This is a genomic window from Pseudobutyrivibrio sp. ACV-2 (assembly GCF_900107545.1).
In the GTDB taxonomy this organism is placed as follows: Bacteria; Bacillota; Clostridia; order Lachnospirales; family Lachnospiraceae; genus Pseudobutyrivibrio.
In genome coordinates this window covers 236,844-249,276 of record NZ_FNQZ01000003.1, presented here as the reverse complement: position 1 = coordinate 249,276, position 12,433 = coordinate 236,844, and the positions used below count along the sequence as shown (strand labels likewise).

Below are 12,433 nucleotides of genomic sequence, written 5' to 3'. Positions count from 1 at the left end.
CTTTAACCGTGATCTCGCTGCTGACTGCCTGTGTAAGAGTTCCAGACGTGAATGTCAGGGTGACTGTCTGGTCGCTCTCCTGTGCAGTTGTAACTGAAAGGTTCGTGAATGTCGCAACGCCATTCACCGCCGCAACTTCTGTCGTACCGGTGAGCGTGCAGTTACCTGCGCCCGTTCCACTCAGAGCCACCGTCACGGTGTCTGTCGCTGTCGATACGGTGTTGCTGTCAGCATCCTGAATCGTGATGATCGGCTGAGTCGAAAGAGTACCGCCGCCTGCCGTGGTCTCAAGCACAGGTGCTGTCGTGAGGGCAAGTTTGGTAGCTGTTGTGTCCGCATCCACCGTCAAGTTTGCTGTAACCTCTCCGGCGTTTGTATCATCGTCTCCGGCGACCTCAACCTTCACATTGTAGGTTCCAACTTCCAGAACCACATCAGTGGTAAGCTCCGTGAAGTTCTGATCAGCAGCCTTCTTATAGTACCATGTCTCGTCTCTGCTTCCTGACTGGGTCAGCGTGAACAGTTCCTTGAACTGAGCGACAGTCTTGGTTCCAGCCTTCGGGTTCTCTGTCGGACCATCGAGGCCAAGCGTGCTATCGTTAGTCTTAACCGTGAACGCTGTCTCAACAGGTGTTGCAAGAGCCTCATAATCATTACTTTCCGCGATTTCAAGCTTCACGGTGTATTCCGCACCGGCTTCTAGCTCAACATTTTCTCCTACAGCTGCGTACTCATCAGAACCCTTCTTAAGGCTCCATGTTTGCTCTCCGTCACTGTTTGTGGTCGTCGTGAACAGCGCAAAGAAATCAGCCTGCGTATAGGTGCCCGCATCGACTTTTCCCGTGCGGGTCACGGTTGCTGTGGCGCCTGCCTTTGCAAGGCTTATATAACCCACGATAGGCTCAACTGCCTGATAAGCTTCACTCGCGCCCGCCACTGTAATTGTAACCTTATACGTTCCAGCCGCATTCGGAGCACTCACTACAGAATAATCACTTGCTCCTTTCAGCTCATACTTAATGTTCACATTTCCTGCTGCAGCAGCAACTTCAAAATCTGTCTTAATAGTCGCAAGATCAAATCCTGTATATGGTGAACCTTCTGTCGACTCACTGAATGCCGTCTTGATATCTGACGAGTCTTTCTTAATCGTCACTGTGTTCTCAAGCGTTCCTTCCGCTGCAAACGTAGCGCTTACCGTTACATTTTCCGCAGGCATTGTGAACGTCGCTGCATTGCCTACGAGAGTAGCTTCCACCGCTCCGCTATTTACAGTTACCGTAGCTAATCCAAATCCTTCAGCCGGCGTAGCCGTCACGGTGATGGTCGAACCTTCCGCAGCGTATGCTGATGAGAATGCGATATCGCCGTTTTCGATGCCTGATGCCTTAGAGATGGTATAGTTCTGAACTACTTTAGCGGTCGTCTTAGCTTCCTTGCTAACTCCGTTGTAGGTAACAACGACCTTGATGTAGTTATTAAGATAATCCTCGGTAACCTCTCCGAAGTCCTTGGAAGTCTTACCAGCGATAGCTGTTCCCCAATTCTCTCCATCAGTGGATTTATACCAAGCATAGGTTGTGCCACTCGGTACACTTGAAGAATTACTGAAGGTCGCTGTTGCACTAATCGTATCCCCAACCTTAGGTGATTTTATATCTATCTCACAACCTGTTACTGCAACAGTTACAGTCGGATTTGGCTTTGTTCCTCCTCCGGATGGCTTTGTCTCTCCTGATGGTTTTGTCTCCTCTGAAGGTTTTGTTTCTTCAGATGGTTTTGTCTCCTCTGAAGGTTTTGTTTCTTCGGATGGTTTTGTCTCCTGACTCTGGCCGCCTGAAGGGGTTGCGTCTGTTTTACCTTCTGTGGCAGATGATGTAGATTGGGAAGATTTGCCGCTTCCGCTACTACTTGATGAACCGCTTGAGCTAGATGAGCTTCCTGAGCTGGATGTGCTGGTTGATGAAGGTTTTACGATGGACTTCTCAACTTTTGCCAAATCTGTCTCACCGGTCTTCTCAGCCATATGATATACTTCAGGAGTGATTTTAACTGTGTTATCTACTAGAGATGTTACGGTAATACCTGCGTCAGCTGCTGCCTTTAATGTGGTGATAGGTCTATCTTCTTTTGAACCTATCAATGCATAGTGGCGGTAGTATGACAGAATATCTGTACCGAAAACCTTACTTAAATCAGAATATGCACTGGCATAAGCATTTACGTTAAAGTTTACACTTAATGATCTTCCCTCAAAAATACCGCATTTTACAAAATGCTCGAAAAGTTTTGCAGCATCATCCCCTATTGCTGCAACAACATCTGGATTCATTTTCTTATAATATTCATAATCAAATAAACCCTTCAATAATGATTGGTCGGATTCTGATACAACTCCATAATGAATCTGAGCCGGATTCTTGGCTTGAGATAATTCTGCGGCGTTTGCTACTGGGGCAGCATTAAATGCCATAGAAGCTGAAACAGCTGCACATAAACCTAATCTAGCCAAATATTTTGTTCTGTTCATGCAAAAATCCCCTTTCTTGCTTTATTTGAGTCTTAAACCCGTATCTGATTTGTATTGTAAATCCCTGTATTACGATTTGCAATACCGTATTCACACATTTCGTGATACTTCATAATTTTTTCACACAATATATGGTTTAAGGGTAGAAAGGAGCGACAATATGGCATTTCAACTACGATCAGATAAAAAAGAAACTGAAACAAAATCCATTAGATTTCCATTGTCTCTTATAGATAGAATCGAGGCTGCTATTGTGGGAAAAGATGTTAGCTTCTCTGGATTCGTGATTCAGGCATGTGAATTTGCATTACTAAATATGGAGGATGACAACAAATAAAGCGTATTGCAAATTGCAATACGCTTTTTATAATTTAGTATATTATGTTAAACAATCAACTATATGACTACTTGAGGGATAAGCCCTCATCAGTCACCTGCGGTGACAGCTTCCCCCCTCGCCGGGGTGGCAGATAACGCTAAAGCATTATCTCTTCCCCTCGCCGGGGTGGCAGATAACGCTAAAGCATTATCTCTTCCCCTCGCCGGGGTGGCAGATAACGCTAAAGCATTATCTCTTCCCCACAGGGGGAAGCCTTTTTTGTTTTATACTGCTAAGAAGAACTTAATAAGGAATAGAATTGAGATGCAGTATGTAAGTACTGAAACTTCCTTTGCCTTTCCTGTGAAAAGCTTGATAACTGTGTATGAAATCATAGCAAGACCGATACCGTGTCCGATTGAACCAGAGATAGGCATAGCGATGAGCATGATTGTTACAGGAACACAAACTGAAAGATCATCAAAGTTTACCTTCTTAAGACCTGTCATCATAAGGACACCTACGTAGATAAGTGCTGATGATGTAGCAGCTGCTGGAATGATTGCAGCGATTGGTGCAAGGAAGATGCAAAGAAGGAATGCAATACCACATGTAAGTGCTGTAAGACCTGTACGTCCACCTGCCTCAACACCTGATGCCGACTCGATGAAGGTTGTAACTGTAGATGTACCTGTGCATGAACCAACGATTGTACCAACTGAATCTGAAAGGAGTGCCTCTTTCATGTTTGGCATATTGCCCTCTCTGTCAACCATACCTGCACGTGAAGCTGTACCAACAAGAGTACCAATTGTATCAAACATATCGATTACACAGAATGTAATAACAAGTGTAATTGCTGTGAACCAACCCATCTGAGCAAGGCCAGCAAAGTTGAACTTGAAAAGTGTTGTAGAAGCCATATCTCCAAATGCTGGAACAAATGAAGCTGTCTCAAGTGAAGCAAATGGATTGTTGCCAAGGATAGCAAAATCACAAATCCAGTAAATAACTGAAGCAGCAAGCATACCAAGGATAACTGCACCCTTAACGCCCTTTGAAGCAAGTACAACTATGATGAAAAGACCTACAAACATTGTGATTGCAGAAAGAACCATGATTGGATAAGCATCACCCATTGTCTGCTTAGCATAACCTGCTGTAAGTGCTCCAAAGAAATCCTTCATTACAAAGAACTGATTGAAGTTTGAATCAGCAATGTAAACATTTGAACCAAAACCAATGTTGAGAAGCATAAGACCGATAGCTGGTGAGATACCAAGTCTGATGCCGAGAGGAATAGCATCTACAATCTTTTCTCTGACATTTAAAAGAGAAAGAATAAAGAAAACAATACCTTCAACGAGGATGATGCAAAGCATTGCCTGGAATGACTGAACATAATCCATTGATGTGCTGGCTACAAGGTTACCAATAACGATTGCCATGAATGAGTTAAGACCCATACCTGGAGCAAGACAGAAAGGCTTGTTGGCAAGGAATGCCATAACAAGCATTGCAACTGCTGATGAAATACATGTTGCAAGGAATACACCATTCCAAAGTGCAGCACCGCCTGCGCCGTAATTTGTGATGATGTTTGGATTCAAGGCAATGATGTAGGCCATTGTCATGAATGTTGTGAGACCGGCCATGATTTCTGTTTTGACAGAAGTGTTATTCTGGCTGAGTTTGAATTGTTTTTCTAACATTTGATTTCTCCTTTTTTTGAGATTAGTTTTTTTGTGTTTTGGGTTGCCTATTTATATATTTATAAATTATAGGTTTCAAAAAAATTATACGTTGTATAAATTTTTTAGGTACGCCCTCATCCGCCCCTTCGGGGCACCTTCCCCCAGAGGGGGAAGGCTGGTCACCTCATCAGTCAGCTTAGCGCTGACTGCTTCCCCTCTAGGGGAAGCCTCTTTATTTAAGACTTGCTTTGATGAATGCTGAGAAAAGTGGGTGTGGTTTATTTGGACGGCTCTTGAATTCTGGGTGGAACTGAACGCCTACGTGGAATTTGTTAGATGAAACTTCTACAGCTTCAACTACTTCATCGTTAGGTGATGTTCCTGAAATAGTAAGACCCTTTTCTGTCATGATTTCTCTGTATGAGTTGTTAAACTCAAATCTATGTCTATGACGCTCTGAAATGTTTTCTGAGCCGTATGCCTCAAATAGTTTTGTGTCCTTGCGAACTGCACATGGATAAGCACCAAGTCTCATTGTGCCACCCTTTCTGAGAACAGCCATCTGCTCTTCCATAAGGTCGATGACACAGTTTTTGCCTGTGCTGTTGAACTCTCTAGAGTTTGCGTCCTCAAGACCACATACATTTCTTGCAAACTCAATAGCTGCAACCTGCATACCAAGGCAGATTCCAAGATATGGGATATCATTTTCACGTGCAAACTGGCAAGCAGCGATTTTGCCTTCTACACCTCTATCACCAAATCCACCTGGAACTAAAATACCATCGCACATTCCAAGCTTTTCTTTAACATTGTCCTTTGTGATTTCTTCTGAGTCAACCCACTCTACCTCAACGTGTGCGTTGTTAGCATAACCACCGTGGTAAAGTGCCTCACGAACTGATAGATATGCATCGTGAAGAGCAACATACTTTCCTACGATTGCGATTCTTGTAGTCTTGTCGAGACCCTTGATTGTGTCTACCATCTTCTCCCACTCTTCGATCTTTGGAGTGTGATTTTCAAGACCAAGCTCACGGCAAACTACATCATCAAGACCGTATTTGTGCATCATAAGAGGTGCTTCGTAGAGGCAATCTAATGTATCATTTTCAATAACGCAATCCTTTTTAACATTACAGAAAAGAGAAATCTTGTCCTTGATAGACTGCTCAAGTGGATGATCTACACGGCAAACAATGATGTTTGGAGCGATTCCAAGTGACTGAAGCTCCTTAACTGAATGCTGTGTAGGCTTTGACTTGTGCTCCTCTGAACCTGAAAGCCATGGAACTAATGTAACATGGATGAAAAGGCAATTCTCACGTCCCTTTTCAAGTGAAACCTGACGAATAGCCTCAAGGAATGGCTGAGACTCGATATCTCCTGTTGTACCACCGATTTCAGTGATAAGTACATCACAATCAGATGTCTCTGCACCCATGTAGATGAATCTCTTGATTTCTTCTGTGATGTGAGGAATAACCTGAACTGTCTGTCCAAGGTACTCGCCCTTTCTCTCTCGGTTAAGTACGTTCCAATAAACTCGACCTGATGTAAGATTTGAATATTTGTTGAGACTTTCGTCGATGAAACGCTCGTAATGACCAAGATCAAGGTCTGTCTCTGCTCCATCATCAGTAACGAAAACCTCACCGTGCTGGTATGGGCTCATTGTACCTGGATCTACGTTCATATATGGATCCAGCTTCTGTGATGCAACCTTGTAACCTCTCATTTTTAGTAAACGTCCTAGAGACGCTGCTGTAATACCTTTTCCTAAACCAGATACTACACCACCGGTAACGAATACATGCTTTGTCATTTTAATCTCCTTCATATTCTTTAATAATTCCTAAGGCTACCTGGACTTTAGGTAATCTATCATCCATCGCCTTTTTTTCAATAAATTTGTGAGCCTCTTCTTCAGTGAGTCCTTTATTTATAATTAAAAGAAGCTTTGCTCTGGAAATGATTTTCATATCCTTGAGCTTTTTTTCCAGCTTCTTGCTTTCCTTTTGAGCCATGTTTATACGCCTTTGGGCAACACGGGCCAGTTTCAATGCCTGCCAGAACAGTTGCTTGTTGATAGGTTTTGAAACAGTGATTACACCGTAATCCTCTACCTGCTCTGTGACCTCATCCATGTATTCTGCTTTTACAAAGAGAATAACCTGGCAAACATTTTTTTCTGCAATATCAATTGCAAGCTCCTCTCCAAGTGAACCTCCCAGTGGACCATTTATGATACATAAATCATAATCATATTCCATGAGTGAACGTTTGGCCGAAGGACCATTGTCTACCACCACATAGTCTACAATTCCGTTTTCCTTCAGGAAGGATTTGTAGAAGGCGGTACCTTTCTCGTTGTCACAGACAATCAGCGCTCTTTCCATATTATTACTCCTTTAAGACTAAACTCTAGCCTTGATTGTCTCAATATAGCGAGCTGCTATGTCTGCAAAATCTGATTCATTTATGAATGAGCTTTGTTCTGCGCATTCAATTGCTTCCTCAATAGATAGTGGAAGCATCTCTAAGTAAGCAGAGCGATCTTCTGTAAGATATCTTGAATTAACCTCTAGCGCTGGTGGAAGTTTTTCCTTATTACTAACACCTGCGATGCCGGCCTGAATAACCATCGCACTAGCTAGGTATGGATTGATGCAGGAATCTGGTGAACGCAAAATAAAATTATTTCTTTTGCCATTTATCTCTGGCACCCTTAAAAGTCTGGAGTTATTTTGAGCTGACCAGGTAATGTATTTTGGAGCTTCTGACATACCAAAACGACTGTAAGAATCTCTTCGACAATTTAAGAACAAGGTGATATCTCTCATTCTATTTAAAATGCCTGCCATGAAGCTCTCTGAAAATTCCTTGTCCTCGTTTTGAAGATTAACATCTCCACGGTAATTTGCCATCTTTATGTGAAGACCATTGCCTGGAGCATTTTCTATTGGCTTAGGATCAAAGGATGCCCATACACCATTTCTGGCAGCAATGTTTTCAACAACATTTTTATAGGTAACAAGATTGTCTGCTGTGGTAAGCACATCTCCTGCCATGAAATCAATCTCGTTTTGACCAGGACCACGCTCATGGTGGGACGACTGTGGATTGATTCCCATCTCCTCTAAGGTAAGGCAAATCTCACGACGAATGTTTTCACCCTTATCGTTTGGTGCAACATCAAAATAGCCGCCCTCATCAAATGGCTCATTTGTGCGATTACCATTTTCATCTGTTTTGAAAAGATAAAACTCTGATTTGAGACCCATGCGGGTGCTAAAACCAAGCTCATTACATTTTTCAAGTGTGTTCTTAAGGAAATTACGATAATCGTATTTGAATGGTGTTCCATCAGAAAGAACTACATTACAATAGAAACGAATAACACGGCCTGACTGAGGTCGCCATGGAAGAACATGAAGTGTATCTGGATCTGGCTTTAAGAACAAATCCTGACCGTCAGATTCTTCATATCCTAAAATAAGAAAGGAGTCGAAATTAACGCCCTCCTCGAAGGCGTGTCTCAACTCCTGTGGCATTATAGATATATTTTTCTGAGTCCCGTAGAGGTCGCAAAAGGCCAGACGTATAAATTTCACGTCGTTTTCTTCCACAAACTCAAGGATATCATCGATTGAAAACTGGGACATATTTCCTCCTGAAAATAAAAAAAAGCGTTTTTTTTTATGAGATTTTCTCCCACAAAAAACGTACGCCCTTGTACTTTGAAAGTGTACAACATGCGTACGTTTTTGTAAAGAGTGAATTTTTATTCTACATCCTGTAGAGCTGCAAAATCTTCCTCGCCTGTACGAATCTTTACTACCTGCTCAACATCGTATACGAAAATCTTGCCGTCGCCGATGTGGCCTGTGTAAAGAACTTTCTTGGCTGTTTCTATTACCTGCTGAACAGGAACCTTGCAAACTACTACGTCCACTCTGATCTTAGGCAAAAGTGCTGGCTCTAAAGCTACACCTCTGTAGTATTCTGGAGCTCCCTTTTGAACACCACAGCCCATTACGTGAGATACTGTCATACCTGTAATGCCAAGCTTAAGAAGTGCGTTCTTGAGTTTTTCAAGGTTACGCTCTTTACATAGGATTTCAACCTTTGTCATACGAGGCTTGCCAGCTGATGTAATCTGTGATGGTGCGTACTCAACCTCGATAGCTTCGTCAGGCGTTGCAAGACCAGCTGCTTCAAGAGTTTCTGTAATAAGAGATGCTGTCTCTTCATCGTAATCATCTGTATCAAAATCATCCTCAAGCATATTAAATCCTGAATATGCAGATGGAAGACCATGCTCTGTTCTATCAAGTCCTACAATTTCCTCTTCTGCTGATGCACGAAGACCAATTGTTGCTTTGATTGCAGAAAATGCGATAGTGATGGTTACTGCTGCCCATGTGCCTACTGATAAGATACCTAAAAGCTGAATTCCTAGTAATCTAAAACCTCCCCCATAGAAAAGACCTGTAAGCTCGCTTGCTGGTGCAGAAGGTGTAGCAAAAAGTCCAACTGCGATTGTTCCCCAGATACCATTCATCATATGAACTGCTACTGCACCAACAGGGTCATCAATGCGAAGCTTGTAATCTAAAAGCCATACTCCAAATACTACAAGGAAACCTGAAACAATACCGATGACCACAGCTCCAAGTGCATCTGTTACATCACAAGGTGCTGTGATGGCAACAAGACCTGCAAGTGACGCATTAAGTGACATTGAAACATCTGGCTTGCCAAATTTAAGCCATGTGTATGCCATAGTTGTGCATGTAGCAACTGCTGGTGCAATTGTTGTTGTAACAAATATTGAAGCAAGCTGATCTAAAGATGTAGCTGCTGCACCGTTGAAGCCGTACCAGCCAAGCCAGAGGATAAATACACCAAGTGCTCCAAGTGCAATGTTGTGTCCTGGGAAAGCATTTACTTTTACAATTTTACCTCTGCCGTCACGTGAGAATTTACCAATACGTGGTCCTAGGATTTTAGCACCGATAAGTGCGCAGATACCACCTACCATATGAATTGCTGTAGAGCCTGCAAAATCGTGGAAGCCAAGCTGTGCAAGCCAGCCTCCGCCCCAAATCCAGTGAGCCTCGATTGGATAGATTACAAGGGAAATGATTCCTGAGTAAATACAGTAGCTGATGAACTTTGTACGCTCTGCCATGGCACCTGAAACGATTGTAGCTGTGGTAGCACAGAAAACAAGGTTAAATACAAAGTTGCTCCAGTCAAAATTTGCATAGTCTGTAAAGATTTGAAGTGAAGGTTTTCCTACAAGACCGAAAAGTGTATCTTCACCAAACATGAGGCCGAAGCCTAAAATGATAAACATTACTGTACCAATACAAAAATCCATAAGGTTTTTCATAATGATATTGCCTGTGTTTTTTGCTCTGGTAAAGCCAGCCTCCACCATTGCAAAACCTGCCTGCATCCAAAATACCAGTGCAGCGCCTATTAGGAACCAGACACCGAATAGTGTGCTTGTGTATTCTTCCATAATATTTTTCCTCCTTGGGGTTTAGTATTTATTTAAAAAAGGGGTGGCAGACTAGGACTAAAGTCTTTGTCTGCACCCCTTTGTGCTTTAAGTATGTAGGTACGCCCTCATCCGTCAGCTGGCGCTGACACCTTCCCCCAGAGGGGGAAGGCTTGGGTTTTGGGGTCGCCTTTTTTTCGACTATTTTACTGAGTAAAGGATTTCGGCGTAGTTTGGGTAAGGCCAGATGTCGCTTGGAACTACTGTTTCAAGTTCGTCTACTACCTCGCGAAGGTCATTCATATCTGCAAAGATTACATCGTGATGGAATTTTGCAAGGTCGTAGGTGTCTGAAAGCTCTTTTGCCTTTTCGATATCAGCTTCTAGTCTTTCAAGTCTTGCATCCATCTTTACTGTAAGGTCTGAAGCCTGCTGTAATCTCTTCTTTTCTACAGATGAATCTACACTGATTCCTGTAGCAGCCTTGGCATTTAATGTCTCTGCAAGTGAATACTGATAATCATTTGCTGCAGCCATGATATTTTTCTTTACCATGGCATCCATTGTAAGAGCCTCGATGTCGATTACCTTGTAGTAGTTTTCAAGCTGAATATCATATCTACTTAAAATCTCCTGCTCCGTAAATACGTTATGCTTTGTAAATACATCAATTGATTTCTGCTCGATAAATGCTGGAAGGGCATCTACTGTAGACTTAAGATTCTTAAGGCCTCTCTTTTCTGCCTCAGCAACCCATTCTGGAGCATAACCATTTCCGTTAAAGATGATTCTCTTGTGAGCTGTAAGCTCTCTCTTTAAAAGCTCTGCTAAAGCTGCATCAAAATCTGCTGCGCCTTCAAGCTCCTCTGAGAATTGATCAAGCTCCTCTGCTACGATTGTGTTTAAGATTACGTTTGGTCCTGAGATTGAAGCAGATGAACCAAGTGAACGGAACTCAAATTTATTTCCTGTAAATGCAAATGGTGATGTTCTGTTTCTATCTGTAGTATCCTGTGAAATGCTTGGAATAACAGCAGCACCAATTGACATCTTTTTCTTTTTAATATCCTCATAATCTGTTCCATCGATGATTGACTCAACGATAGCTTCAAGCTCATCACCTAAGAACATTGAGATGATTGCTGGTGGTGCCTCGTTAGCTCCAAGTCTGTGATCATTTCCAGCAGAAGCAACCGATACACGGAGTAATTCCTGATATTCATCAACAGCCTTTATAACAGCTGTGAGGAATAATAAGAACTGGGGATTTTGGGAAGGAGTAGCTCCTGGTTCTAATAGGTTTACTCCAGTATCAGTTGATATAGACCAGTTGTTGTGTTTTCCTGAGCCGTTTACACCAGCGAAAGGCTTCTCGTGTAGAAGACATGTCATGCCATGTCTACCCGCTACAACTTTCATCATTTCCATGGTGAGCTGGTTATGATCTGTAGCTATGTTAGTGGTTGAAAAAACTGGTGCAAGCTCATGCTGTGCTGGAGCTACTTCATTGTGCTTTGTCTTTGCAAGAACTCCCAGCTTCCACAACTCCTCGTCTAACTCTTTCATAAATGCAGAAACTCTTGGCTTAATTGTACCAAAATAATGATCGTCAAGTTCCTGTCCCTTTGGAGGCTTTGCTCCAAATAATGTACGACCTGTATAAATTAAATCCGGACGCTTATTAAACATTTCTGAATCTATAAGAAAATATTCCTGTTCTGGTCCAACTGTTGTGATTACTCTTTTTACATCATCATGACCAAAGAGCTTTAATACTCTTACAGCTGATTTATCAAGTGCTTCCATTGAACGAAGAAGTGGTGTCTTTTTATCAAGTGCTTCACCTGAATAAGAGCAGAAGGCTGTTGGAATACAAAGTGTGTCATCCTTGATGAATACGTAAGATGTTGGATCCCATGCTGTATAACCTCTTGCCTCGAATGTGGCACGAAGTCCGCCTGAAGGGAATGAAGATGCATCTGGCTCACCTTTTATAAGCTCCTTGCCTGAGAAGGTCATGATAATTCTGCCACCATCCTCTGGCTGGATAAATGAATCATGCTTTTCGGCTGTAACACCTGTCATTGGCTGAAACCAGTGAGTGAAGTGTGTTGCGCCAAGCTCGATTGCCCATTCCTTCATGGCATGTGCAATTACGTTTGCCAGATCTCTATCTAATGGACGTCCTTCCTCTACTGTTTTTTTCAGGGCCTTGTAGGCATCCTTTGGAAGGCGTTCCTTCATGGTTTCATCGTTGAAAACTTTGCTTCCAAAAATTTCTGTTACTTTGCTCATAATCTTTATTCCTCCTTTAGGTTATATCTATGCTCAAGGTGCCCCTCATCCGTCAGCTTGCGCTGCCACCTTCCCCCACAGGGGGA

At 42.6% G+C, this 12,433-nt stretch carries 8 protein-coding genes; 1 reads left to right on the top strand and 7 read right to left on the bottom strand.

Annotation, left to right across the window (positions count from 1 at the left end):
• Positions 1-2,530, bottom strand: a 2,530-nt coding sequence (locus tag BLV53_RS05750) for an InlB B-repeat-containing protein (RefSeq protein WP_330388313.1), incomplete at its 3' end; no start/stop codon positions are given.
• Positions 2,531-2,690: 160 nt separating this feature from the next.
• On the opposite strand from BLV53_RS05750, the gene BLV53_RS16985 reads away from it, so the two are divergent.
• Positions 2,691-2,867 (top strand): YlcI/YnfO family protein, encoded by a 177-nt coding sequence (locus BLV53_RS16985; protein WP_090298377.1) that lies wholly within the window; start codon positions 2,691-2,693, stop codon positions 2,865-2,867.
• A gap of 266 nt (positions 2,868-3,133) precedes the next feature.
• Here the strand turns inward: BLV53_RS16985 and BLV53_RS05740 are convergent, their stop codons facing one another.
• The 6 genes from BLV53_RS05740 to BLV53_RS05715 all read right to left on the bottom strand — a co-directional run bounded on the left by BLV53_RS05740 (position 3,134) and on the right by BLV53_RS05715 (position 12,347).
• The gene (locus BLV53_RS05740; protein ID WP_090298374.1) at positions 3,134-4,561 is read right to left on the bottom strand and encodes an NCS2 family permease; all 1,428 of its coding nucleotides are present in this window, start codon (positions 4,559-4,561) and stop codon (positions 3,134-3,136) included.
• 214 nt (positions 4,562-4,775) lie between these two features.
• Positions 4,776-6,368, bottom strand: a complete 1,593-nt coding sequence (locus BLV53_RS05735) for a CTP synthase (protein WP_090298372.1) — start codon at positions 6,366-6,368, stop codon at positions 4,776-4,778.
• Position 6,369: 1 nt separating this feature from the next.
• Positions 6,370-6,942, bottom strand: coding sequence for an ANTAR domain-containing response regulator (locus BLV53_RS05730; protein WP_090298370.1), 573 nt, complete (start codon positions 6,940-6,942; stop codon positions 6,370-6,372).
• Between the two features lie 18 nt (positions 6,943-6,960).
• A complete protein-coding gene (locus BLV53_RS05725; RefSeq protein ID WP_090298368.1) occupies positions 6,961-8,208 on the bottom strand; it encodes a glutamine synthetase family protein in 1,248 nt (415 codons plus the stop codon).
• 119 nt (positions 8,209-8,327) lie between these two features.
• Entirely contained in the window at positions 8,328-10,073 is a 1,746-nt protein-coding gene (locus BLV53_RS05720) for an ammonium transporter (protein WP_090298365.1), read from the bottom strand.
• Between the two features lie 180 nt (positions 10,074-10,253).
• Entirely contained in the window at positions 10,254-12,347 is a 2,094-nt protein-coding gene (locus BLV53_RS05715) for a glutamine synthetase III family protein (protein ID WP_090298362.1), read from the bottom strand.
• Between the last annotated feature and the right edge of the window lie 86 nt (positions 12,348-12,433).